The organism is Streptosporangium pseudovulgare, from assembly GCF_014648055.1.
GTDB classification, from domain to species: domain Bacteria; phylum Actinomycetota; class Actinomycetes; order Streptosporangiales; family Streptosporangiaceae; genus Streptosporangium; species Streptosporangium pseudovulgare.
In genome coordinates this window covers 133,828-156,323 of the sequence record NZ_BMQJ01000010.1, presented here as the reverse complement: position 1 = coordinate 156,323, position 22,496 = coordinate 133,828, and the positions used below count along the sequence as shown (strand labels likewise).

Annotated in this window: 24 protein-coding genes; 17 read left to right on the top strand and 7 right to left on the bottom strand. The window is 73.5% G+C overall.

What is annotated here, in order from left to right; all coding sequences use genetic code 11:
• Window positions 1-39 precede the first annotated feature (39 nt).
• The 5 genes from IEZ10_RS20760 (at window position 40) to IEZ10_RS20740 (ending at window position 5,655) form a co-directional block, all read left to right on the top strand.
• Entirely contained in the window at window positions 40-897 is an 858-nt protein-coding gene (locus IEZ10_RS20760; protein ID WP_189248158.1) for a hypothetical protein, read from the top strand.
• 219 nt (window positions 898-1,116) lie between these two features.
• Window positions 1,117-1,728, top strand: coding sequence for a hypothetical protein (locus IEZ10_RS20755; protein ID WP_189248157.1), 612 nt, complete (start codon window positions 1,117-1,119; stop codon window positions 1,726-1,728).
• 68 nt (window positions 1,729-1,796) lie between these two features.
• The gene (locus tag IEZ10_RS20750) at window positions 1,797-2,531 is read left to right on the top strand and encodes an NUDIX hydrolase (protein WP_189248156.1); all 735 of its coding nucleotides are present in this window, start codon (window positions 1,797-1,799) and stop codon (window positions 2,529-2,531) included.
• Window positions 2,528-3,685: a 5'-methylthioadenosine/S-adenosylhomocysteine nucleosidase gene (locus IEZ10_RS20745; RefSeq protein ID WP_189248155.1), complete on the top strand. Its 1,158-nt coding sequence runs from the start codon at window positions 2,528-2,530 to the stop codon at window positions 3,683-3,685. The genes IEZ10_RS20750 and IEZ10_RS20745 overlap by 4 nt, the downstream gene beginning before the upstream one ends.
• Window positions 3,682-5,655: a hypothetical protein gene (locus IEZ10_RS20740; RefSeq protein WP_189248154.1), complete on the top strand. Its 1,974-nt coding sequence runs from the start codon at window positions 3,682-3,684 to the stop codon at window positions 5,653-5,655. Before IEZ10_RS20745 ends, IEZ10_RS20740 begins: the two co-directional genes overlap by 4 nt.
• Window positions 5,656-5,671: 16 nt before the next feature.
• On the opposite strand, the gene IEZ10_RS20735 is transcribed toward IEZ10_RS20740, so the two are convergent.
• Complete coding sequence (locus tag IEZ10_RS20735) at window positions 5,672-6,055, bottom strand: nuclear transport factor 2 family protein (protein ID WP_189248153.1); 384 nt, start codon at window positions 6,053-6,055, stop codon at window positions 5,672-5,674.
• A 148-nt stretch (window positions 6,056-6,203) separates the two neighbouring features.
• Here IEZ10_RS20735 and IEZ10_RS20730 point away from each other — a divergent pair, with 148 nt between their 5' ends.
• Window positions 6,204-6,815: a GNAT family N-acetyltransferase gene (locus IEZ10_RS20730; protein ID WP_189248152.1), complete on the top strand. Its 612-nt coding sequence runs from the start codon at window positions 6,204-6,206 to the stop codon at window positions 6,813-6,815.
• Window positions 6,816-6,921: 106 nt separating this feature from the next.
• On the opposite strand, the gene IEZ10_RS20725 is transcribed toward IEZ10_RS20730, so the two are convergent.
• Together IEZ10_RS20725 and IEZ10_RS20720 are read right to left on the bottom strand one after the other, a co-directional pair.
• Window positions 6,922-7,494 carry a hypothetical protein gene (locus IEZ10_RS20725; RefSeq protein WP_189248151.1) on the bottom strand — a complete coding sequence of 191 codons (573 nt, stop codon included), beginning with the start codon at window positions 7,492-7,494 and terminating at the stop codon, window positions 6,922-6,924.
• A gap of 134 nt (window positions 7,495-7,628) precedes the next feature.
• A complete protein-coding gene (locus IEZ10_RS20720) occupies window positions 7,629-8,354 on the bottom strand; it encodes a helix-turn-helix transcriptional regulator (RefSeq protein ID WP_229811467.1) in 726 nt (241 codons plus the stop codon).
• A gap of 251 nt (window positions 8,355-8,605) precedes the next feature.
• On the opposite strand from IEZ10_RS20720, the gene IEZ10_RS20715 reads away from it, so the two are divergent.
• From IEZ10_RS20715 to IEZ10_RS20705, 3 genes are all read left to right on the top strand, one after another.
• Entirely contained in the window at window positions 8,606-10,318 is a 1,713-nt protein-coding gene (locus IEZ10_RS20715) for an ATP-binding protein (protein WP_189248150.1), read from the top strand.
• Window positions 10,315-11,667: a tetratricopeptide repeat protein gene (locus IEZ10_RS20710; RefSeq protein ID WP_189248149.1), complete on the top strand. Its 1,353-nt coding sequence runs from the start codon at window positions 10,315-10,317 to the stop codon at window positions 11,665-11,667. The genes IEZ10_RS20715 and IEZ10_RS20710 overlap by 4 nt, the downstream gene beginning before the upstream one ends.
• Window positions 11,668-11,846: 179 nt before the next feature.
• A complete protein-coding gene (locus IEZ10_RS20705; protein ID WP_189248148.1) occupies window positions 11,847-12,923 on the top strand; it encodes a DUF2332 domain-containing protein in 1,077 nt (358 codons plus the stop codon).
• 73 nt (window positions 12,924-12,996) lie between these two features.
• On the opposite strand, the gene IEZ10_RS20700 is transcribed toward IEZ10_RS20705, so the two are convergent.
• Both IEZ10_RS20700 and IEZ10_RS20695 read right to left on the bottom strand, forming a co-directional pair.
• Window positions 12,997-13,233: a helix-turn-helix domain-containing protein gene (locus tag IEZ10_RS20700; protein WP_189248147.1), complete on the bottom strand. Its 237-nt coding sequence runs from the start codon at window positions 13,231-13,233 to the stop codon at window positions 12,997-12,999.
• A complete protein-coding gene (locus tag IEZ10_RS20695; RefSeq protein ID WP_229811466.1) occupies window positions 13,233-13,847 on the bottom strand; it encodes a hypothetical protein in 615 nt (204 codons plus the stop codon). The genes IEZ10_RS20700 and IEZ10_RS20695 overlap by 1 nt, the downstream gene beginning before the upstream one ends.
• A gap of 153 nt (window positions 13,848-14,000) precedes the next feature.
• Here IEZ10_RS20695 and IEZ10_RS20690 point away from each other — a divergent pair, with 153 nt between their 5' ends.
• The 7 genes from IEZ10_RS20690 (at window position 14,001) to IEZ10_RS20660 (ending at window position 19,489) form a co-directional block, all read left to right on the top strand.
• Window positions 14,001-14,462 (top strand): ribosomal maturation YjgA family protein, encoded by a 462-nt coding sequence (locus tag IEZ10_RS20690; protein ID WP_229811465.1) that lies wholly within the window; start codon window positions 14,001-14,003, stop codon window positions 14,460-14,462.
• A gap of 164 nt (window positions 14,463-14,626) precedes the next feature.
• Entirely contained in the window at window positions 14,627-15,535 is a 909-nt protein-coding gene (locus IEZ10_RS20685) for an ABC transporter ATP-binding protein (protein WP_189248145.1), read from the top strand.
• Between the two features lie 2 nt (window positions 15,536-15,537).
• Window positions 15,538-16,257, top strand: coding sequence for an ABC transporter permease (locus IEZ10_RS20680; protein WP_189248144.1), 720 nt, complete (start codon window positions 15,538-15,540; stop codon window positions 16,255-16,257).
• A 151-nt stretch (window positions 16,258-16,408) separates the two neighbouring features.
• Window positions 16,409-17,545, top strand: a complete 1,137-nt coding sequence (locus IEZ10_RS20675) for a sensor histidine kinase (protein WP_189248143.1) — start codon at window positions 16,409-16,411, stop codon at window positions 17,543-17,545.
• A complete protein-coding gene (locus IEZ10_RS20670) occupies window positions 17,542-18,147 on the top strand; it encodes a response regulator transcription factor (protein WP_189248142.1) in 606 nt (201 codons plus the stop codon). The genes IEZ10_RS20675 and IEZ10_RS20670 overlap by 4 nt, the downstream gene beginning before the upstream one ends.
• Window positions 18,148-18,354: 207 nt before the next feature.
• Window positions 18,355-18,537 (top strand): hypothetical protein, encoded by a 183-nt coding sequence (locus IEZ10_RS20665; protein ID WP_189248141.1) that lies wholly within the window; start codon window positions 18,355-18,357, stop codon window positions 18,535-18,537.
• 142 nt (window positions 18,538-18,679) lie between these two features.
• A complete protein-coding gene (locus IEZ10_RS20660; protein ID WP_189248140.1) occupies window positions 18,680-19,489 on the top strand; it encodes an Fpg/Nei family DNA glycosylase in 810 nt (269 codons plus the stop codon).
• Window positions 19,490-19,506: 17 nt separating this feature from the next.
• Here the strand turns inward: IEZ10_RS20660 and IEZ10_RS20655 are convergent, their stop codons facing one another.
• Complete coding sequence (locus IEZ10_RS20655; RefSeq protein WP_189248139.1) at window positions 19,507-20,373, bottom strand: 4-hydroxy-tetrahydrodipicolinate synthase family protein; 867 nt, start codon at window positions 20,371-20,373, stop codon at window positions 19,507-19,509.
• Window positions 20,374-20,444: 71 nt separating this feature from the next.
• On the opposite strand from IEZ10_RS20655, the gene IEZ10_RS20650 reads away from it, so the two are divergent.
• Complete coding sequence (locus tag IEZ10_RS20650; RefSeq protein WP_189248138.1) at window positions 20,445-21,419, top strand: LysR family transcriptional regulator; 975 nt, start codon at window positions 20,445-20,447, stop codon at window positions 21,417-21,419.
• Between the two features lie 94 nt (window positions 21,420-21,513).
• On the opposite strand, the gene IEZ10_RS20645 is transcribed toward IEZ10_RS20650, so the two are convergent.
• Window positions 21,514-22,368: a tryptophan 2,3-dioxygenase gene (locus tag IEZ10_RS20645; RefSeq protein ID WP_189248137.1), complete on the bottom strand. Its 855-nt coding sequence runs from the start codon at window positions 22,366-22,368 to the stop codon at window positions 21,514-21,516.
• Between the last annotated feature and the right edge of the window lie 128 nt (window positions 22,369-22,496).

Sequence of the window (22,496 nt, the reverse complement as noted above, 5' to 3'; positions counted from 1 at the left end):
TCGGTCACACCGCACCATCGACGAAGGGAACGATGGCTCGTGAGCATCTCCCCCATGCGCATCGACGAGTTCCGGGCGGGCGTCGCCATGCTCCCCGCCGCCCTGGCACGCCGGGCCGAGTCCCTCAAGCTCTACGCGACCCGCCTGCCCCGCCGTCCGGGCTGTTCCGGCTGCGCGAACGCCTGCGAGTCCGTCCGCCTGGCCTTCGCCGCCGTGTCCTTCGGCGACCTCGGGGCGGCGGATCGGCTGCTGTCACTGGCCGAGCGGAGCACCCGGCCGGTCGAGCACACGACCGGTTGCGGGCGCGGCGGCCTGCGGTCGGTCCGGGGCGTCCCGGGTCGCCACGGCCGGGTGCCGGTACGGTGGCCCGCCACGGGACCGCTGACGGCGGCCACCGACGCGAGCTGGAAGAACCGGGTCGGCGGGCTCGGCTACATCACCAGCGATGGGCATTGGGGCCTGTGCGGCCGTCCCACCGACCGGCACGATCCCACCGGACCGGCGAAGGTCCTGGTCAACGAGTTGCGGGCCGTCGACCTGCTGCTGCGGGGCGCCCCTGGCCCCGACGTGCTGCTGGTCGACAGCACGGGCGCGCTGGAGCTCCTGCGGGCCTGGCAGCGGGGCGAGGTGGAGCGCATGCCCGAGGGCTACGACCTGCGCCCCCGGCGCTGCGGCCCACCGGCCCTGGTGCGTCTGGCCGAGCACGTCGCGGGACTCGGCGGACTCAGCGTCCGGCACGTCAAGGGGCACTCCGGGCACCTGCTCAACGAGGCGGCCGACTCACTGGCCTCCATCGCCCGCCGCTCGGTCACGGAGAGGTTCGACGTGACCGAGCGGGCCGCCGGGCTCGTCTCGTCGTTCCTGTCGTCCTGGCATCGGCTGCCCGCGGCCGCCTGACGCCACCTCCCCACAGCTTCCTCCGCTCACCCCCGGCACCTCTCTCAGGCACCTCCATCACCGCCTCCCTGCCCTCCCCGGCAGCTCCCCGCCGTCTCCCCGGAACCTCCCTCCATCGCGTTCTCCCCCGGCGTCTCCTCCCGGTCCCCGGGCGGAGGCCGGACCGATCCGGGCCCGTCTCGCATCGAGGCAGGTCCCACCTCCCCGACAAGGAGCCTCATGTTCAAGCGCGTGCTCGCCGTACTCGTCCTGGTCGGCGCCACCCTCACCACCGGCGCCGTGAGCGCCGGCGCGGCCCACGCCGACACCACCTACCGGGGCGAGGGCGACGAGGTCGTCCGCGTCCGCACCACCAAGACCCCCGGCCTGCTGCAGTTCCGGCACGACGGCGAGGCCAACTTCATCGTCTTCACCGTCACCCCGGTCGGGAAGAAGCAGGAGCTGCTGGTCAACGAGATCGGCCCCTACAGCGGAACGGTCCTGTACAACGCCCAAGGAGGGAAGGGGACTGCGGCCCTGGAGATCAAGGCCGACGGCGCGTGGAGCGCGGTGTTCAAGCCGCTGAGCAAGGCCCGCTGCTGGTGCGCCGGAACCGTCCGCGGCACCGGCGACCACGTGCTCAAGCTCTCCCCCACCCGCGGCCTGCGGACCGTCCGCTCGTCCTTCACCGGCGAGGGCAACTTCATCGTCCACAGCTACACCCGCCCCGGCTCCTACGGCGACCTGCTGTTCAACGAGATCGGTTCCTACCGGGGCAAGGCCCTGCTGCCGTCGGGCACCCGCCTGGTCACCGTCCACGCCGACGGCTCGTGGGTCCTCACCCGCAACTGACCTCTCGTGGACGGCACAGTGTTGTGACTCCCATTTCTGTCAGAGTGACAAAAAACTAGTCTCACCACATGACCGACGATCGCTGGGTGGCCCCCGCCGTACCGCTCGCCGTCGACCTCGTGATCCTGACGTTGCGCAGATCACGGTTGCACGTGCTGCTCGTCGAGCGCGGCGTCGAACCGTACAGGGGCGCGGCGGCGCTGCCCGGCGGATTCCTTGGGCACCTTGAGGAAGACCTCACCGCAGCCGCCCACCGGGAGCTGCTGGAGGAGGCGAACCTGGACGCCGAGACCCTGCCCCTGGAACAGCTGGGCGTGTACGGCGAGCCGGGCCGTGACCCGCGCGGCCGGGTGGTGTCGGTGGCCTACCTGGCGATCGCGCCGCGCCTTCCCGAGCCGACCGCCGGTACGGACGCGGCCGACGCCAGGTGGCAGCCGGTCGACCGGGTGCTCTCCGGAGATCTGGAGCTCGCCTTCGACCACCGGCGGATCGTCGCGGACGGCGTCGAACGCGCCCGCGTCAAACTCGAGCACTCCGCGCTCGCGACGGCGTTCTGCGGGCCGATCTTCACGATCACCGAGCTTCAGGAGGTGTACGAGGCCGTATGGGGGATCCCCCTCGACCCCCGGAACTTCTATCGCAAGGTCCAGAAGACCGATGGCTTCATCGTCCCGGTCGGCTCGGCCCGGAAGGCCGCGACCGGACGACCGGCCCGACTGTTCAAAGCCGGCCCGCGCGCGGTCCTGTATCCGCCGATGGTCCGGCCTGCCGAGTCGTCGAGCACAGAAGGAGCAGTGAAGTGAGCCGTCCCCCGATCGTGATCCTTACCGCGCTGGACCTGGAGTATCAGGCGGTCCGCGAGAAACTGGTCGATCCGCAGACGCATCGGCATCCACAGGGCACCCGCTTCGAGGTCGGCCGGCTCGCGGACGGCCGGTGCCAGGTGGCCCTGGCCCACGTGGGCATGGGCAACCAGGCCGCAGCGGTACTGGCCGAACGCGCCATCACCGAGTTCGCCCCGGCCGCCCTGCTCTTCGTGGGGGTGGCGGGTGCCCTGTACCCCCACATCGCTCTCGGTGACGTGGTGGTGGCGACGCGGGTCTACGCGTACCACGGCGGAACGAGCGAGGACGACGGTCTCAAGAGCCGTCCCCGCGCCTGGGACATCTCACACGCCGCCGACCAGGCCGCCCGGCACCTCGCCCGTGACGGTTCCTGGAAACGCCGTCTTCCCGCCGACGGCCAGAGCTGCGAGGTGCGCTTCGCACCGATCGCCGCCGGAGAGGTGGTGCTGAACTCCAAGGTCTCCGCGCACGCCCGCTGGATCCGGGAGCACTACAACGACGCTCAGGCGGTCGAGATGGAGGGCGCCGGCGTGGCGCAGGCCGGGCATCTGAACCGGTCGCTGCCGGTGGTCGTGGTCCGGGGCATCAGCGACCGGGCCGACGGCACCAAGGAGGACACCGACCGCGAGCGGTGGCAGCAGCGGGCGGTGGCCAACGCGGCGGCGTTCGCCGTGTCCCTGGCCGAGGAACTGGCCGCCGAGGCGCGGGACGACGCCCGGCGTACGACAACCGAGACGAGGAGGCCGGCGATGCCCGAGACGATCAGGAACGTCGCGAAGGGGAACGCACGGGTGGGAGTGCAGGCCGGCACCGTGTACGGCGGGATCCGGATCACCCCGGAGCCGGCCCCGCCGGCCGACCTGGCTGAGGCGCTCGCCGATTTCCGCACCCGGCTCCAGCGGGCGCGGGCCGCCGGTCACCTGGACGACGACACCTACACGGCGGCCGAGGCGGAACTCGCCGTAGCCGACAAGACACTGGAGACAGACACGCCGCAGAGTCGGGGCACGCTGACGCTGGCGCTCAAGAAGCTGCGCGGGCTCATCGGCGACGTGGCGGAACTGGCCGCGGAGCTGGCGATCATCATCGGCCTGGCCCAGGGGTTGTCATGACGGCTCCGGGCGCTTCCACGACGAACACCGCCGATGGCTCCGCGTATGTCGGAACGCAGGCGGGAACGGTCCACGGCGACGTCAACACCTACATGACGTTCGCGGACGCCTCGCCCCGGGATAAATTCGAGACCGGTGTCCGGTGCCTCGACGGTGACATGGCCGAGCGGGCGCGACAGCTCATCGACGAAGCCTTCATGGCCGGGTACCACACCGACAGGGTCCGTTTCTACCGCCTGCTCGCCCTGGTGAGCGGCAGAACGCGGCGTGAACTGTCCAAAGAAGAGGTCGCCATGCTCCAGAACGCGCAGAGCAGGCGGCATATCACCGGTGACGACGAGTGGGCGAAAGGACTGACGGTCCTTCACCGCCTGCTGGACTCCGCAGGGAAATCCGATGTGGACAGCCGCGTCCTGATGAAGAAGGTCGACGCGCTCGGTCCGCTCCAGCGCACCTTGATTCTGCGGCATCTGGAGTCGTTCCTTGAGGGGTCACTCAAGGACCAGATATGGCATCAGGTATGGAAACTTGCTGAGACAGAGCGAATGACCGGCGACCGGGTGAGCCGGGTCTGGAAGTTCTTCGAGCCGAGTCCGACCAGGCCGCAGGCCCGCAACCCGCAGCCGGCCGCGATACCCCCGTCCGTCTGGGTCCAGGCGGTGGCGGCGACGGCCGTCCTCGCCGGGGCGACGGTGCACATCGGCTACCTGCTGGTCCAGGCAGGCCGGATCGCCGCGCTTCTCGCATACCTACTGAGCATCATCGGCGGCTTCTTCGGCGTCCGCGACGGTGTGGAGTGGCGCTTCCGCGTCGTACGACGCCGTACAAAGGACAAGGAATACGGGACACCCCGGCAGCGCGCAACCAACGCACCACCCGACGGCTTCGCACGGCAGGTGGACCACCGTTTCGATTACTACTTCGCCAAATACGTTCCACGCGGTGTCGATCGTGATTTCTGGCTGGCCACGACGGCGGGAATTCGTAGAAGTATCCGCGACGAGGTGGTCGAGGTATACCGGGAGAAGAGGATCGGCGTCGAGAAGATCGCCTGGCTGATCCGGCATCGAGCCGGTGACGCCAAGAAACACTGGGAGAAAGGCACACTCTGGAGCTACCGCGAGGAACTCGCCACGCCTCCATCAGCAAAGGCAGTGACACTCCTCGGATCGGTCGTCTTCGTCGCCGGAGGGCTTTGGGCGGTGGGTGGCGCGGTGTCGGCCAGTCCTCTGAGTGCGGTCTGCTCAACGAGCATCGCACTCGCAAGCGGATGGATCGCCGCCCGCGCCTGGCTGCACATCATCCTGGAGCGTCGCAGGTATGCAGCCGACACGGTGGAGAGCATGCAGGTGAAGGAGACCGACGAGGCGGCCCTCGCCCGGTGGCGGGCGAAGCTGGCCGACAAGCCCAAGGACCGGGAAATGGCCGCGTGGCTGGACTGCGACCGGAAAGTGCTGTTGAACGAAGCGTTGCAGCACTACAGGCTGAAGATAAGCGACGTCATCGCCCACGCCTTCATCGAGACACCCGCCGCCTCAGGCGTCCGTGCGCGGGTACGGAACGGCCCCTGGCGCTACAAGAAATACCAACTTCTCATATTCCTTCTCACCACGGATGGAGTACGCGAGATCACTGCCGCGCTCGACTTCGATCAAGGCTCGTCTCATATCTTGCGGCGGGCCAACTATCGCTTCGAGACGATCGCAGCCGTACGGGTGAGCCAGGGGAACGACGGCGGGCAGGTGTTCGAGCTTGCGCTCGTCAACGGTCAAGAAGTCCGTGTCAAGGTGACGGAGCCGGAGACGGAGGAACTCCAGCAGGGAGAGGAACCCGGAACGGTGTTCGAGGCGACGCTGGATGCTTCGGGCCTTCGCCGTACGTTGCACGTACTGGAGGGGATCGCCGCGGAAGGGAAGAGGTGGATCACACAGGAACACCGTCGCGAGGGGAAGGAGCGGGGTGCGGCATGAAGCCGCGCTGCGTGGTCTACCAGCGCTCCACCAGGTGCTCGCGGCCGGACGGCGGGTCGTACGGTTCCGGCCAGTAGTCGACGATCCGGCTGATCAGCCCCTGCTCGGAGGTCTCGAACCACACGCAGGCGTCCTGGTGCCCGGCCCCGACGCGTGCGTCGATCCACGCCGCGGCGTGCCGGCCGTCGGCGACGACGCGCCGCAGCTCAAGATGCCAGTCACCGGGGTACTCCATGTTGAACCGGAGGAAGGCCGCCTTCCCCCGGATCCGTTCCCTGGTCTGCGGCATCTCGTAGACCACGTCCTCGGTGAGCAGCGCGCCGAGGCCCTCCCAGTCGCGTCGCTCGGTGGTGTCGACGTAGGCGCGCACGGCCTGCCTGGTCCCGGAGGTCTCGTCCATTCTCCGGACCTTACAATCGATCACCGACACGCGGCCCCGCGCACAGGGGCGGGCCTTCCGGCCGGCGGAAGGCGCGCTCCGCCCGGAGCGGGCATGGGGATCCGCTCGCCCGCGGCGTCCGGAACGACGGGAAAGGTGGTGTGGTGCCGTGCGGGAGGCGCGCAGGATCGGGCCCGGAGAGACGGCCGAGGCGGCCAGGGTGCTGGCTCGGGCCTTCGACGGGTACGCCTGGACGAACTGGACGGTCGCCGCCGACCGGCACCGGGAGCGCCTGGCCGGGTTGTTCCAGATCACGGTCGAGGAGGTCGGCCTGCCGTACGGGGAGGTGTGGGCCGCGGACGGCGACGACGGGCGGATGGCGGCCGTGGCGGTGTGGCTGCGGCCCGACCGGCCGGTGCCCGGCGAGGTCTGGCAGGGGCTCGCCACCCGGGAGGAGGAGCTGTCGGGAGACCGCCACGCGGCGATGATCGCGGCGGAGTCCGCCTGCGCGGTGCTGCGGACCGGTGATCCGTCGTTCGTGCTCGCCACCGTGGGCGTGCTGCCGGAGCGGCAGGGCGGCGGGACGGGTACGGCGGTGCTGCGCCCCGGCCTGGCCGAGGCCGACCGCGTCGGCCTGCCCGCCACCCTTGAGACCTCGGCCGAGAGCAACGTGCGCTTCTACCGGCGACTGGGGTTCGAGGTGACGGGCGAGATCCGGGTGCCCGGCGGCGGTCCGCGCGTCTGGGCGATGCGCCGCCCGCCCGTTCCCTCACCGCGATGACACGCCCCCGCTCCGTCATCGCGATGGGGCGCCGTACCCCGCGCCGCGCGGTTCGGATGGCAGGTTCTTCTTCCCGCCGACGGCGTCGCCGGCGGGGATCAAGGGATCACGACGAAGGGCTCAGAACGTCGCCGGTCCGCCGGGCCGTCCCGGTCGTTCGGGCCGCCATGGCACGCCACCCGAAGGTGACCGCGCCGCCGAGGAGCACGACCCCGGACAGCACACCGCTGACGAGCGGGACCCAGGCGACCGCGGCCGTCGCCGCCAGGACGAGACCGGCCACGCCGAGCAGGGTGAGGACCGCACCGGGCACGGCGATGCTCCGGTCCTTCCAGACGGGCGCCAGCGCGATGAAGTGCACTCCGACCACGAACGCCACCCAGGCCACGTTGGCCTGTTCGGGGTGTCCCAGGGCGGCCAGCGCCCGGAGCCCGCCGAAGAGCAGGATCGCCTCGGCGGCGACGACGGCCAGGTAGCCGCGGCTGAACATGTTCCGCCGCGCCTCCTCCGGGGCGGACCGCTCTCTGCGGGCGGTGAGGAACCACATGACCATGACGCTCGCGGCCGCCGCGCAGGCGACCACTCGCAGAAGGGTCGCGGTGACGGTGTCCAGCGGACTTCCCGCGTTGACGACGACGAAAACCGCGCCGAAGACAGCGCCGACCAACAATCCAGTCATTCGTTGCATGACCCCAGTCAAGCGGCACGCCGGGTCCGCGCGCAGGGGAGCTGGGGCGACAACGAGGTGGGGCCGTCACTACCTCACCGCGCCACACGGACAGGTCGGCCCCCGCCACACCAGGCGGGCGAGCGCTACCTCACCGCGCCGCGCAGGTAGGCGAGCACCGCCAGTACCCGCCGGTTGTCGTCCTCGCTCGCGGACAGCTCCAGCTTGGCGAACACGCCGGCCACATGCTTGCCGACGGCCGCCTCGGTGATCGACAGGGCGCGGGCGATGGCGCCGTTGGAACGACCTTCGGCGATCAGGGCGAGCACCTCGAGCTCGCGCGGGGACAGCCGGTACACCGGCGCGGTGACCTCCCTGGCCCTGGTCCAGGTCTGCTCGAACAGGTCGATGAGGATGCTGATCAGGCTCTGCTGCCTGATCAGCAGGGCGCCCGGCGAGTGGGCGACGGGAGTGATCCGGACGAACGCCACCGAGCGGTCGAAGACGAGCAGCTGCTGGATCGGCTCGTCGATGATCCGGTGCAGGTCACCGGCGGCGTGCAACTCCTTGAGCCGGGCCGCCTTGCGGGGGTCGTCCAGCACACTGGAGTGAACGATCGTGCGCATCGCCAGGCCGCCCCGCAGGGCGTCGAGCACGTCCCTCCGGCTCCGCTGCTCCTGGCGGCCCGTGTCCGGCGAGCCCACCGGGTGCATGGCACGCAGCTCGCGGGCCGAACCGGCGGCCTGCAGGATCTGCCGCCGGACGAGTTCGCTGTCCTCCAGCCGCTCGACGTCGACGGGGAGGCCGCGCAGCTCTCCCACCACGTCCTCCAGCCGCCGCGCGAGCTGGGACAACGACACGCTCTCGTCCACACGTCCCCCTCCGGCCGCGCCACCCCACCTCCGGCGCGATTCCGACGACACATTCTGGCCGGTGCTCGCGCGCGTCGTCGAACGGGGGCGGGAGCGCCCGCCGAGTACGCGACCGCCGGGTCAGTGGTACGGGGACGCTCTCCGAGTCGCGTAACCGCCGGGTTGGTGGTGAGATCGTGCCCGGTTCCGGAGAAGGGCGAATCGCCGGAACAGGCACAAAGTTCACGTCCGGCTGCGAAAGGACCCGTCACGTGACCGACGAGACCGCGCTCAACGCGCTGCGCGAGGCGGCCCGCCTCTCCCCGGAGAACCTCCCGCTGCGGCGGCACCTGGCCGGCCTGCTGCTGGCGGCGGGACGGCTCGCCGAGGCCGAGGGCGAGTACCAGGCGGCGCTCGCGCTCGCCCCCGAGGACCCCGACGCCACGGTCGGGCTGGCGGAGGCGTGCGTCCGGCAGGGCAGGAACGACGTGGCGCTGGCGGTGCTCGACCGGCTCGTCTCGACCCCCGGTCACCCGGTGCGCGCCGACACGCTCATGGCCAGGGCGGCGCTCCCGATCAATCGGAGGGCCGCCGCCGAGTGGTACCGCTACGCCGTGAGCCGCGACCCGTCGCAGGCGGACCCGGAGCTGGCCGGGCAGCTCGACAGGGAGGTCCCGGTTCGGATCCCCGCCGCCCCGGTCCCGGCCGAGTCCGCCCCGGCCGGACCGACCTCAGCCGGACCGGCTCCGGCTCAACCCGCCCCGGCGGGGTCTGTCCCGACCGAGTCCGCCCCGGTCTCCCCGACGGCGCCGCAGCCCCAGCCACATGGGACACCGCAGGCACAGCCGTACGAAACACCGCGGGCGCGGCCACACGAGGCGCAGGGGCGGCAGCCCGCGCCGCGCACGGAGCCCCCGGGTGCGCCGCCCGCACCGGGTACGGCCTCCCCCACGCCCTCCCTGATCCCCGCCTCGCCGGGATCCTCCCCGAACCCCGCCTCGCACGCCCCCACCACCCCCACCCTGGTCCCCGCCTCGCCCGCGCCGTCGTACGCGCCGCCGCAGCCCGCGGGCGGCGCGCCGTACGGCTCGGCGGAGGCGGAGCCGACCGCGGAGGTGGAGCGCTCGCGGGTGACCTTCGCCGACGTCGCCGGGATGGAAGGGGTCAAGGAGGCGCTGCGGATGAAGCTGCTGCTGCCCGCCCAGCAGCCGGAGCTGTTCGCGGCGTACGGCAAGCGGGCCGGCGGAGGGGTGCTGCTGTACGGGCCGCCCGGCGCGGGCAAGACGCATCTGGCGCGGGCCGCCGCCGGTGAGCTGGGCGCGGCGTTCGTCAACGTCGGGCTGGCCGACATCCTCGACATGTGGACCGGGTCGAGCGAGCGCAACCTGCGCGCGACGTTCGAGATGGCCCGCCGGAACCGCCCGTGCGTCCTGTTCTTCGACGAGGTGGACGCGCTCGCGGCCCGCCGCTCCGACATGCGCCAGGCCCACAGCCGGCAGATCGTCAACCAGTTCCTCGCCGAGCTCGACGGGGTGGACGAGCACGCCAACGAGGGGGTGCTGGTGCTGGCGGCGACCAACGCCCCCTGGTACATCGACGTGGCCTTCCGCCGTCCCGGCAGGTTCGACCAGATGGTGTTCGTGCCGCCGCCGGACACGGTCGCGCGGGCCGCGATGCTCGCGCTGATGTGCCGCGACAAGCCCCTGGGGAAGATGGACTTCGACAAGGTGGCCAAGGCCACCGAGGGGTTCGTCGGCGCCGACCTCAAGGGCCTGGTGGACCGCGCGGTCGAGGCCAAGCTGCAGGAGTCGATCCGGGCGGGCCGGCCGATCCCGCTGGCCACCCCGGACCTCATGGCTGCCGCGAGGACGATGCGGCCCACCGCCGTCCGGGAGTGGCTGGGCACCGCGCGCAACTACGTGCTGCACGCCAACGAGAGCGGTGTGTGGGACGAGCTGCTGCCCTGGCTGCGTGATCTGCGGTGAGCGCGACCGGTTTCCAGGGCTCCGGTTTCCAGGACTCCGGCTACCAGGGGTCGGGCTTCCAGGGCTCCGGTCACCAGGGGTCCGGTCACCAGGGCTCCGGGGGCCCGGCGGCCTTCCGGGAGGACGATCCGGCCGCGGCCGTCGAGCGGGCGCGGACGCTGCTGGGGCTGGGCCGTGCCGAGGCCGCCGAGCGGGAGCTGCGCGGGGTGCTGGCCCGCCACCCCGGGCACGTGATCGCGCACTGCCTGCTCGCGCTCGCCCTGATCTCCCGGCGGGCGGCCGACGAGGCGGTCGCCGAAGCCCGCGAGGCGGTACGGCTGGCCCCCGACCACTGGTACCCGCACCACACGGCGGGCCAGGTCCTCTACTACGCGGACCGCTCGGAGGAGGCGCTGCGCGCCGCGCGGGCCGCGCTGGCGATCGACCACGGCCAGGCGCAGGTCTGGGAGCTGCTGGCGCGGGTGCACGGGGACCGCGAGGAGTGGCCGCCGATGGCGGAGGCCGCCCGGCGGGGCCTGGCCCTCGACCCGCACGGCAGCCGGCTCGCCGGTCTCCTCGCGGTGGCCCTCGGTGAGCTGGGCGACCGGGCGGGGGCGCTGGCCGCGGCCTCCGACGCGGTGCGGCTCGACCCGGAGTCACCGTCCGCGCACCTGGTGTACGGCCGGGTCCACCTGGCCTTCGGCGGCGCCCGGGACGCGGCGCGGGCGTTCCGCGAGGTGCTCAGGCTCAGCCCCGATGCGGACCAGGCACGGGAGCTGCTCGTGATGGCGCTCAAGCGGCGCAACCCGCTGTACCGGGCGGTGTCCCGGCTGCCGGGCACGCTGGGCGGCCGGTGGATACTCCTGCTGCCCCTGATCCCGCCGCTCGTCGCCGTCTTCGCGCTGATCGCGGTGGCCCACTGGACGATGTGGGTGGCCGAGTCGCTGGTCACGCTGGGGCTGGCCCGCGGCTCGTACACCCGGCTGCTGTTCCGGCGCGGCGAGGTGCGGTCGGCGGCCCTGTGCTGCGCCGTACTCCTCGCGGGCGCGGCGCTGCTGGGCGCGGGCGTCGCCCTGTCGCAGCCGGCGACGGGTACGGCGGGCGCGGCGCTGCTGGCGCTGGTCACCCCGGTCCAGGAGGCGGCGCACACCGCCGCCCCGCGCGCCCGGAAGGTCCTCGCCGGGTGGGCGGGGCTGCTGGCGTCGACGGCCGCGGTGTCACCGGCGCTGCCCGCGCTGTGGCCGGCTCTTCAGCGGCCGGAGAACGTCCCGCTGCTGGCCATGTGGGCCGGGCTGGGCACGATCTGGGTGGCCGCGGCGGTCCGGCGGCTGCTCGGCCGGGTCCCCTCCCACGGCGTGGCCGGACTTTGACCGCTCCTCTCCTCTCCTCTCCTGAGGGAGGTCGTCGCGCGCCGGCGTGCCGTCGGGCCGAGCCTGACCCACCCCCGCCCGACCGCGCGGATCGGCGGGGGTGCATGCTCGTCGGTATGCGGGCCGGCCGGGGTCCGGTCGGGTGATCGGGGAGCCGGCGCCCGGTCAGGAGGGGTTCGATGTCCCGCGAGCGCGCCGCCGTCATGGTCGAGTACCAGGCACGGGCCTGCCGGAGTCTCGGCTCACCGCTGTACGCGTTCCTGCTGGAGCGGGTGGCGCTGGACGTCCGCGAGGGAGGCCCCTGCGCCGCCGCGCTCGCCGGGTACGAGGACGCCCCCGGACCCGACGCCGTCGCGCTGCGGCTGCTGGGCGGCGTGCACGCCCTGGCCCTCACCGGCCGGGCCCCCGTCCTGGCGGCCTACTACCCCAGCACGGGCGGCTCGTTCGACCCGGACCACCCGGAGCCCTGCTGGCGGGCCTTCCGCGACGCCGTCGCGGACGGGATGGAGTGGGTCCGCGGCTGGATGACCCGCCCGCCGCAGACCAACGAGGTCGGCCGGTCCAACCTCCTGATCGCCGGGCTGCTGGAGGTCACCGGGGCGGCCCCGATGCCGATCCGGCTGTTCGAGCTGGGCTCCAGCGCCGGGCTGAACCTGCGCGCCGACCGCTTCCGCTACGTCGCCGGCGCCTTCGCCTGGGGGCCCGCCGACTCCCCGGTCGTGCTGGACGACGCCTGGGACGACGCCCCGCCCGTCTGGCTCCTGGACGCCGCGGCCGAGCGTCCGGAGCTGACCGTCATCGAGCGGCGCGGCTGCGACCTGACGCCCATCGACCCGCTCTCCCCCGGCGGCGCGCTGGCGCTGCGCGCCTACGTCTGGCCCGACCAGACCGCGCGCTTCGCACGGCTGGAGGGCGCCCTGCGGGTGGCCGCCCGGGTTCCCGCCCAGGTCGAGGCCATCGGCGCCGCCGATTTCCTGGCCCGGGTACGGCCGGAGCCGGGCACGCTCACCGTGGTCTGGCACTCGATCATGCGCCAGTACGTCCCGGGCGAGGAGTGGGCCCGGGTCGAGCGGGAGCTGGACCGGCTGGCGAGGACGAGCACGCCTCAGGCGCCCTTCGCGCACATCTCCTTCGAACCGCGCCGGATCGGGGACCGGCACCGCTTCCTGCTCGCCGTACGGCTCTGCGAGACGGCCGAGACCGTCCTGGCGAAGGCCCGCCCGCACGGCCTCCCCGCCCGGCCCGTCACCGCCTGACACCCGCCCGGCCCGTCACCGCGCCTGGATCCCGGCCGACCCGCGCGGCGCCGGAGTCACCGGGGGCGTTCCGTCATTCCCTTCCGGGATCGTAGCCGAGCAGGTCGCCGGGCTGGCAGCCGAAGACTTCGCAGAGCTTCGTCAGCGTGGTGAAACGGATGGCCTTGGCCCGGTTGTTCTTCAGGATCGACAGGTTGACCACGGTCACCCCGACCCGGTCGGCCAGCTCGGTGAGCGTCATCCCCCGCTCGGCCAGGAGGCGGTCGAGATGGACCGTGATGCCGTGGGACTCCATCTCGGCGGGTGACATCAGACGACCCCTTCCAGGTCCTCGCGCATCCGCGCCCCCTCTCGCAGGACGCTCGCCAGCGCCAGCAGCCCGAGCCCGACGAGCGGGACGACCAGGGGGACGTCCCGCAGTTGATAACCGGCCTCCCCCGGGGCGACCGTCTCCAGAAGCCGCGTCATCGCGAGGTTCTCGATCTGCGGGGCCAGGAGACCTCCGGCGAGCAGCCACCAGCCGAGAAAGCGTACCCGGCTCGCGACGAGCGGAAGATAGACACCGTTGCGGGCGCCCCACAGCAGCCGCCACAGCAGGAGGAACGCTCCGGCGGCCACCACGAAGCCGGGAAGAGTGGTCAATGCCTGCCAGGCGTACTGGTCCGGTTCGGGAGAGCCGTCGATGAACTCCAGCCGGCTCGCCGAGGGCAACACCCCGGGCCGGGCGATCTGGACGAACGCCTCGTCGCGGAGGGGGATGCCGTAACCGTGGGGGGACTCCGCCACGACGAAGTCGCTGTTCAGCCCGAAGAACCCGTCCCGGGAGTAGAGCACCATGCCGGTGATCACTCCCGTCACCAGGACGAGGATCGCGAAGATCGCGGGGCGGCGTGCCGCCTGGCCGATCATGCTGTGCCGTGTCATCATCAGATCACCCTTGGCATATCGATTTTCGATGCGCCACGGAACATAGCGTATTGAAAATCGATATGCCAGGTATGGCTGTCCGGACTGCCCCGGCCGTCGTGGAACGCCGGGTTCGCGCCCGGGGCCGGGACCGGCCGCTATGGTGTGGCCGTGCCCGCCGTCCCCCGCATCTCCCCGCACACCCCTCCCCCCGCCGGCCGCCCCCGCCGGTTCGAGGCGGTCCGCGCGCGGCTGCCCGCCGTCCTCGCGGTCGTCGTCACGGTGGCCGCCGGGCTGGGGATCCGCGCGGTCACCGGCGGCTGGTTCGGCAAGTACGCCGGGGACGCCCTGTACACCGTGCTGGTGCACGCGCTCGTCGTCGCGGCGGTTCCGCGGGTCTCGCCGGTCCGGGCGGCGGCCTGCGCGCTGGCGTTCAGCTGGGCGGTGGAGTTCGCCCAGCTCACCCCGGTCCCGGCGGCGCTGTCGGAGGCGAGCGTGCTCGCCCGGCTGGTGCTCGGCAGCACGTTCGGCGCGGCCGACCTGGTCGCCTACGCCGCCGGGGCGCTCCTCTCCGCGGCGGCGCACACGGCCGCGGTCGCCGTCCGCACGCGCCGCGGCCGACTGACCGGCTGACCGGCCCCGCCACCGGCCCGGGCGGACGGGCCCCTCACCGCGCCGGGGAACCGCGCCAGGGAGCCGCGCCGACGGACCGTGCCGGGTGACCCGTGACATCTGTCGTGGGCCGGTCGTGACAGACGGCCGAGGAGGAGGACCCGCCCGCGGCGGAGGCTTGCGGCATGGAACGAACGCATCGACACGCGGTGGCCGCACACGGTCTCCGCAAGCACTACGGCGACGTGCGCGCCGTGGACGGGATCGACCTGCTGATCGAGCCGGGCGAGGTGGTCGCGCTGCTCGGGCCCAACGGGGCGGGCAAGTCCACGATGATCGATATGCTTCTCGGCCTGACCAGGCCGGACGCCGGCGAGGTCAGGCTGATGGGCGAGACGCCCGCCGAGGCGGTGCGCGGGGGCGCGGTGGGCGTGATGCTCCAGGAGGCGGCGCTGCTCGACGACGTGACCGTCCGCGAGATCGTGGTGATGATCGCCTCGCTGCACCGCGCGCCGCTGCCGGTGGAGGAGGCGCTGCGCCGGGCCGGGGTGACGGATCTCGCCGGGCGGCGCCCGGCGAGGCTCTCCGGCGGTCAGAAGCAGCGCGTCCGGTTCGCCATGGCGCTGGTCTCCGACCCGGGCCTGCTGGTGCTCGACGAGCCGACCTCGGCGATGGACGTGGGCGTCCGCCGGGAGTTCTGGGCCGCGGTGCGCTCCCTCACCGGCGCCGGCCGTACCGTGCTGTTCGCCACCCACCACCTGGAGGAGGCCGAGAAGCACGCCGACCGTGTCGTCCTCGTGCGGGACGGGAGGGTCGTGGCCGACGGCCCGGTGGCCGCCGTTATCTCCGAGGTCGGCGGCTGGACGGTCCGCGCCGCCGTTCCGGGCGCTCTTCCGGAGGAGCTGCGGGCGCTGCCCGGGGTGACCGCCGTGGAGCTGCGCGGCGACCGCGCCGAGCTGCGCTGCGCGGACTCGGCCGCGCCGCTGCGCGAGCTGCTGGCGCGTTTCCCCGCCGCGCACGACGTCGAGGTACGGGCGCTGAGCCTGGAAGAGGCCTTCCTGCGGCTGACCGCGCCCCTTCCGGAGGAGGTGTGACCGTGACGGGGTATCTGACGTTCGAGATCAGGCGGGTGCTGCGCGACACGAAGTTCCTCCTGTTCGCGGTGGTCCTGCCGGCCGGGCTGTTCCTCCTGGAGTCCGGCCTGTTCACCGATGTCGCCGGCCGGGGCTCCGCCGCGTACACGATGGGCGGCCTCGCGGCCTTCGGGGCGCTCAAGGCGGCGCTCGACGCCGGGTCCCGCACGGCGGTGGAGCGGAGTTCCGGCTGGCAGCGCCAGCTCCGCCTGACCCCGCTCTCCGGCGGGGGCTACCTGGTGGCGAAGGGGACGGTGGCGATGCTGGTGGCGTTTCCCCCGGTCGCCGGGGTGGCGCTGGCCGCGTTCGTGTCGGGGGTGGAGCTGCCGGCGGGCGGCTGGGCCTGGGCGGTGCTCGGGTCCTGGGCGGGCACCGTGCCGTTCGCCCTGCTCGGACTGCTGGCCGGTCAGCTCGTCACCGCGCGGAACGCGCAGGTCGTCTACGGCGGGCTCACGCTGGTGCTCGGCTTCCTCGGCGGGCTGCTCATCCCGGTCGGCGTGTTCCCCCCGGGGCTCGCGGCCGTCGCCCAGGCGCTGCCGAGCCACTGGCTGGCCGAGCTGGGGCACGCCGCGGCGACCGGCGGCGCCCGGCTCGGCGCGGCGGCCGCGGTGCTGGCGCTCTACACGGTGGTGCTGGGTGCGGCCGTCGTCGTCCGCTACCGGCGCGACAGCGCGCGCACCTGACCTGTGTGACGGCCCTCTTCCGGGGCGGGGGCCGTCTGTGGGCCGTCTGTGGGCCGCCTCCGGGATGACGGCGGCCCCGGGTGTGACGGCCGGGTGACGGCAGGGCGGCGGGCGGGAGTCCGCCGCCCGACGGAGAACTAGGGTGATTGCCATGCGAGATCGGGGCCTGTTCGCCGCCGCGGCGTGGCCGGTCCGGAGCGTCGGCGGCCGGGGCGGCCGGTGGACGGCGGCGCGGGGCGTCGCCGTACTGGTCCTGGCCGCCGCCTGGCCGGTCTGGTGGGCCGTCGCGGAGGCCGTCCGGCCGGACGCGGGCCCGGCCCGCGCCGCCGCCGCGGCGCTGGCGGTCTGCTACGCGGCGGGCTGGGTCGCCGGGGTGGCGCTGGGCACCGGGTGGCCGCCCCGGGCGCGGATCGCGTTGCTCTGCGGGCTGTTCGCGCTGGGCGGCGGCCTGATCCTGCTCCAGGACGACCCGATGACCGGCCTGGACCGCCTCGTCTACGTGCTCGCGGCGGCCGTGTGGCTGCTGCCCGCCCGCTGGGGCGTCCTGCTGGGCCTGGTGGCCGCGGCCGGGCGGCTGGCCGTGGCCTGGACGGTGACCGGTTCGGTGAACGCGGCCGCCGGGATCGCGGTCATCCCGGGCACCGTCACGCCGGTGGCCGTCATGCTGCTGATCCGGCTGCTCGTCCAGCTGAGCCAGGCCCGCGACGAGATCGAGACGCTGGCGACCGCGGCGGAGCGGGCCCGGCTGGCCAGGGACCTGCACGACGTCCTCGGGCACACCCTCACGACGATCACCGCGAAGACCGGCCTGACCCGCCGCCTGCTGGAGAGCGGAGCGGACCGGGATCGGGCGGTGGCCGAACTGCGCGACATCGAACGGCTCTCCCGGGAGGCGCACGCGGAGGTCCGCGCGACCGTCTCCGGCCGTCGCCGCCCGTCGCTGGCCGTCGAGCTGGCCGGGGCCCGCGCGGCGCTGCGGGCGGCGGGGATCCGGGCCACGCTGCCGCACGCCGTGGACCACGTCTCCCCCGAGCTGCGGGAGCCGTTCGCGTACGTGCTGCGCGAGGGGGTCACGAACGTCGTACGGCACAGCGGCGCCGCCCGGTGCGAGGTGCGGCTCGGCGAGTCGTCGCTGGAGATCCGCGACGACGGCCGGTCGCCCGCCCGTGCGCACGAGGCGGGGAACGGGCTGGCGGGCCTGGCGGAACGGCTGCGCGCGGTCGGCGGGCGGCTGGACGCGGGTCCGCTGCCCGAGGGCGGTTTCCGGCTGCTGGCGGGCCGCTCATGATCAGGGTCCTGCTCGCCGACGACCAGGCGCTCGTCCGGGGCGCGCTGGCCGCGATGCTCGCGCTGGAGCCGGACATCGAGGTGGTCGCCCAGGTGGGGTCGGGCGACGAGGCGGTGGAGGCCGCGCGCCGTACCCGCCCGGACGTGGCGCTGGTCGACGTGCAGATGCCGGGGAAGGACGGGCTGGCCGCCACCGCCGAACTGCGGGCCGCCCTTCCTTCGTGCCGCGTGGTGATCTGCACGACCTTCGGGCGGCCCGGTTACTTCGCCAGGGCGATGGAGAACGGCGCCGCGGGGTTCGTGGTGAAGGACTCCTCCCCCGAACACCTGGTCGACACGGTGCGGCGGGTCCACTCGGGGCTGCGGGTGGTCGATCCGGCCCTGGCCGCCGAGTCCCTGGCCAGCGGCGCCGGCCCGCTGACCGCCCGGGAGCGCGACGTGCTACGGCAGGCGCGCCGCGGCGGCACCGTCGCCGAGATCGCCAGGGCCCTGTCCCTGTCCAACGGCACGGTGCGCAACCACCTGTCCTCGGCCATCGGCAAGACGGGGGCGGGCACCCGCGCGGAGGCGGCGCTGATCGCCGAGGAGTACGGCTGGCTCTGAGCCGGCAATCCCCCTGCAACAGTCCGTTGAGCGGCCCGGCCCACGATGGGACACGACTCCGGAAGCCACCCGCCGAACGACCGGGAGGCTTCGGGGACGCCGTGAGGTGGGGCGGCGAGGAGCCCGCGCCCACCTGGCGCGTTCCCGATCCGACCGGCAGGGCGTGGGCGCCGTGTGGTGCCGCGGGCGATCTCGATGGAGGAGACCATGCGTTCACGGCGTCTCACGGCGGCGGTTCTCGGCGCGGCCGTCCTCGGAATGTCGATCGGCTTCGTCTCCGGCACGGTCGCGCCCGGCCCCACCGTCGCGGACTTCGGGCAGCCCACCCGCACCGGCCCCGGTTCCTCCGCCGCCGGCTCCGCGCGGCCCGCCGGTATCGGTCCCGGCTGAACCGGCTCCGCGTCAGAGGGCCCGAACGCGCGGGAGCTTCCCGGGCGGGCCGGGCCGGTGAGGCGGTCCGGGTGCGCCGGAAGGCACGGGAGGACACGGGAAGGCGGCGACCGGCCGCCGGCCGCCATATCCTGTGCGCATCATGCCTGAGGGACACACCATTCACCGCCTCGCGGCGCAGCACCGCGAGCTGCTCGGCGGCCGGGTGATCCACGCCGAGAGCCCGCAGGGCCGGTTCGCCGCCGGAGCGGCCCGGATCGACGGGCGGGTGCTGCGCGAGACCGACGCGCACGGCAAGCACCTGCTGCTCGGCTTCGACGACGACACCTGGCTCCACGTGCACCTGGGCATCTACGGCAAGTACGCCTTCGGCCTGGTGCCTGTGCCCGCCCCGGTCGGCGCGGTGCGGCTGCGCCTGACCGGCCCCGGGCACTACGCCGACCTGCGCGGGCCCAACACCTGCGAGCTGCTCGACCCGGGTGAGAAGAAGGCGCTGCACGACAGGCTCGGCCCCGACCCGCTGCGCGCGGACGCCGATCCCGAGCTCGCCTGGCGGCGGATCGGCCGCAGCCGCACCTCCATCGGCGTCCTGCTGATGGACCAGTCGGTGGTGGCGGGCGTGGGAAACATCTACCGCGCCGAGGCGCTGTTCCGCCAGGGGGTGGACCCGGCGCGGCCCGGCCGCGACCTCACCCGCGAGCAGTGGGCCGCCATCTGGGACGACCTGGTGTTCCTGATGGCCGAGGGGGTGCGGGTGGGCCGGATCGACACGGTCCGCCCCGAGCACACCCCGCAGGCGATGGGCCGCCCGCCCCGGGTGGACGGCCACGGCGGTGAGGTCTACGTCTACCGGCGTTTCGGCATGCCGTGCCTCCTGTGCGGGACGGAGGTCCGCACCGGGGTCCTCTCCGGCCGCAACCTGTTCTGGTGCCCGTCCTGCCAGACCTCCTGACCACCCCGGCCGCGCGGTCAGAGGAGCCGGAGGACGGCGTCGATCGACGCCTGGGAGGCCGGGATCAGCGGCAGCCGGACGGCCGCGGTCGGGATCCGGCCCTGGGCGTGCAGCACGCCCTTGAGGACCGTGGGATTGGGTTCGGCGAACAGGCTCGCCGACATGACGGACAGCCGGTGCCCCAGGGCCCGGGCGTGCGCGACGTCGCCCGCGCCCCACGCCCGCGCCAGCTCGGCGAACCGGGCGGTGCGCAGGTGGGCGGAGGCGAGGATGCCGCCGGAGGCGCCCAGCGCGAGCAGCGCGGAGAAGAACGGGTCGTCCCCGGCGAGCACCGCGAACCCCTCGGGCGGGTCGGCCAGCAGGGTGACGGTGTCCTGGTCGACGCCGCCGACGGCGTGCTTGACCCCGGCCACCATGGGCAGCTCCCCCAGCCGCCGCAGGGTGGCGGCGCCGACGGACTGGCCGGTCCGGTAGGGGATGTTGTAGACGACCAGCGGCACCGGGGTCTCCTGCGCCAGCGCGGCGAAGTGGGCGAGCACCCCGGCCTCGGACGGCCGGACGAAGGACGGCACGGTGACCAGCGCGGCGTCGGCGCGGTCCTTGAGGGCGAGCAGGGCCGCGGCCGATCCGCGGGTGTCGCTCGACCCGGCCCCGACGACGAGCGTCGCACCCCGCTCCCGGCACACCCGCCCGCAGATCTCGACGACCGCCTGCCGCTCGTCGGGGGCCAGCGTGGCCACCTCGGCGGTGGTGCCGAGGGCGACCAGCCCGGTCGCGCCCTCGTCGAGGGCGGCGTACGCCAGGTCTTCGAGCGCCGCGAGGGCGATCTCGCCGTCCTCGGCGAACGGGGTGATGAGAGGAACGAGCACACCGCTGAGGTTCATGTTCCAAGCTTCCCGGTCACCGACCGTGCAGGTCCAGTTCGCTTTTCTTCCGAGAACGTTAAGCTGAACTGATGCTCGATGTGCGACGCCTCCGCCTGCTGCGCGAACTGGCCCACCGGGGCACGATCGCCGCGGTCGCCGAGGCCCTGGCCTTCACGCCCTCGGCCGTCTCCCAGCAGCTCGCCGTACTGGAGCGGGAGGCCGGGACGGCGCTGCTGGAACGGACCGGCCGCCGGGTACGGCTGACCCCCGCCGGGCTCGCGCTGGTCGGTCACGCCGAGGCCGTGCTCGAACGGCTGGAGCAGGCCGCGGCCGAGCTGGCCGCGGCGCGGACCGACCTGACCGGCGCCGTCCGGATCGGCGCCTTCCCCACCGCCACCCGCGCCATCCTGCCCGCGGCCCTGGCCGCGCTGGACCGCGACCATCCCGGGCTGGAGCCGATGGTGGACGAGATCGACCCCGCCGAGGTGGCGCCGCGGCTACGGGCGGGCGACCTGGACGTGGCCCTGGTGCACGAGTACGACTTCGTCCCCGCCGCCCCCGACCTGGCCCTCGACTCCCGGCCGCTGCTGGAGGAGTCGATGTTCCTCGCCTCTCCCGACGAGGCCGGACCCCCGGCGGAGCGGTGGGACGCGTACGGCGGCGTGGGCGGGAGCGACGCGGGCGGGGCAGGCGGGACCGGAGGCGGCGGCGCGGGCGGTGATCCGCTGGCGCGGTGGCGCGACGCCCCCTGGATCGCCTCCACCCCCGGCACCCTCTGTCACGCGATGACCGTGCGGGCCTGCCAGGCGGCCGGGTTCGCCCCGCGGATCCGGCACCACGTCGACGACTTCGCCACCGTCCTGGCGATGGTCGCGATCGGCCAGGGCGTCGCGCTGGTGCCGGAGCTGGGCGCCGCCGACCCGCCCGGCGGCGTCCGGCTCGCGGAGCTGCCGATGCGCCGCCGTACGCTGATCGCCTTCCGCCGCGGATCGGGGGACCATCCGGCCATCGCCGCCTTCGTCGCCGCGCTGCGCTCCTCGGCGCCGGCGGGCCGCCGCGCCTGACGCGGCGGCACCGGGGCGGTGAACCCGGCACGGCCCGCGCGGGAGTACGGGCCGCGCGGGGAAGCGGGCCGTACGGGGAAGCGGGCCGTACGGCTCACATGAGGGTGCGGGCGGTCCAGAGCTCGGGGAAGACCTGACGCTGCATGCTGCGCTCCAGCCAGGCCAGGCCGTTGGACCCGCCGGATCCCGGCTTGGCGCCCATCGAGCGGCGCACCGCCATCACGTGGCGGTAGCGCCAGTCGGAGAACCGTTCGGCCAGGTCGGTCAGCGCCTCACCGAGCGGGGCGAGCGGCCCGCCGTACACCTCGACCCAGACGGCCTCGACCTCGGGACCGGGCTCGTAGTCGGCGGCGTAGTCGCGCTCGATCGCCTTCCGCGGGACGGCGTGACCCCGCCGGGCGAGGAAGGCGAGCACCGAGTCGTACAGGCTCGGCTCGGAGAGGGCCTTGACCAGCTCCCGGTAGGTCTCGGGGTTGCGGCGGTGCGGGCGGGTCAGGGCCTCGGACTTGTTGCCGAGCAGGAACTCCACGTGCCGGTAGGCCGCCGACTGGAAGCCCGACGCCTCGCCGAGGGCGTCGCGGAACCGGTTGAACTGCGCCGGGGTGAGCCAGCTCAGCGATGCCCAGGCGGCGTTGAGCGCCTCGAAGTGCCGGACGGAACGCCTGATCGTCGCGGTCGCGGCGGCGTCGTCGTCCTCGTCGAGCTGACGCTGGGCGAGCTGCCACTCCGAACGCAGCAGGCCGAAGTACAGCTCCATCACCTGCGTGGTCACCAGGAACGCCAGTTCCTCGGGGGCGTCGGTGACGGTGCGCTGGAGCCGGTGCAGGACCGCCGTCCCGACGTAGTCGTCGTACGGCGTGGCGCTGTCGAAGGCGAGCGTGGGCAGGCCCCCGTTGGCGATGGACCGCAGTTCGCGGTCATGCTCGCTGAGCTGCCTGGTGCCGGTCATCTTGGTACTCCTCGTATGTGTCCTATCACCTCCATGGTGCTCCGGAGTCGCATGTTGCGAAATAATCAACCAAAGGCGATAGGCGTCTTCCGCTTTTGGAACGGAAGGCGTTCGGCCGGTTCGGTTTG

Excerpts from the sequence above, each read along its gene's own strand:
- IEZ10_RS20755 (WP_189248157.1), top strand. The coding sequence starts at position 1,117 with ATGTTCAAGCGCGTGCTCGCCGTACTCGTCCTGGTCGGCGCCACCCTC.
- IEZ10_RS20750 (WP_189248156.1), top strand. The coding sequence starts at position 1,797 with ATGACCGACGATCGCTGGGTGGCCCCCGCCGTACCGCTCGCCGTCGAC.
- IEZ10_RS20740 (WP_189248154.1), top strand. The coding sequence starts at position 3,682 with ATGACGGCTCCGGGCGCTTCCACGACGAACACCGCCGATGGCTCCGCG.
- IEZ10_RS20735 (WP_189248153.1), bottom strand. The coding sequence starts at position 6,055 with ATGGACGAGACCTCCGGGACCAGGCAGGCCGTGCGCGCCTACGTCGAC.
- IEZ10_RS20725 (WP_189248151.1), bottom strand. The coding sequence starts at position 7,494 with ATGACTGGATTGTTGGTCGGCGCTGTCTTCGGCGCGGTTTTCGTCGTC.
- IEZ10_RS20705 (WP_189248148.1), top strand. The coding sequence starts at position 11,847 with ATGTCCCGCGAGCGCGCCGCCGTCATGGTCGAGTACCAGGCACGGGCC.
- IEZ10_RS20700 (WP_189248147.1), bottom strand. The coding sequence starts at position 13,233 with ATGTCACCCGCCGAGATGGAGTCCCACGGCATCACGGTCCATCTCGAC.
- IEZ10_RS20695 (WP_229811466.1), bottom strand. The coding sequence starts at position 13,847 with ATGACACGGCACAGCATGATCGGCCAGGCGGCACGCCGCCCCGCGATC.
- IEZ10_RS20685 (WP_189248145.1), top strand. The coding sequence starts at position 14,627 with ATGGAACGAACGCATCGACACGCGGTGGCCGCACACGGTCTCCGCAAG.
- IEZ10_RS20675 (WP_189248143.1), top strand. The coding sequence starts at position 16,409 with ATGCGAGATCGGGGCCTGTTCGCCGCCGCGGCGTGGCCGGTCCGGAGC.
- IEZ10_RS20670 (WP_189248142.1), top strand. The coding sequence starts at position 17,542 with ATGATCAGGGTCCTGCTCGCCGACGACCAGGCGCTCGTCCGGGGCGCG.
- IEZ10_RS20665 (WP_189248141.1), top strand. The coding sequence starts at position 18,355 with ATGCGTTCACGGCGTCTCACGGCGGCGGTTCTCGGCGCGGCCGTCCTC.
- IEZ10_RS20660 (WP_189248140.1), top strand. The coding sequence starts at position 18,680 with ATGCCTGAGGGACACACCATTCACCGCCTCGCGGCGCAGCACCGCGAG.
- IEZ10_RS20655 (WP_189248139.1), bottom strand. The coding sequence starts at position 20,373 with ATGAACCTCAGCGGTGTGCTCGTTCCTCTCATCACCCCGTTCGCCGAG.
- IEZ10_RS20650 (WP_189248138.1), top strand. The coding sequence starts at position 20,445 with ATGCTCGATGTGCGACGCCTCCGCCTGCTGCGCGAACTGGCCCACCGG.
- IEZ10_RS20645 (WP_189248137.1), bottom strand. The coding sequence starts at position 22,368 with ATGACCGGCACCAGGCAGCTCAGCGAGCATGACCGCGAACTGCGGTCC.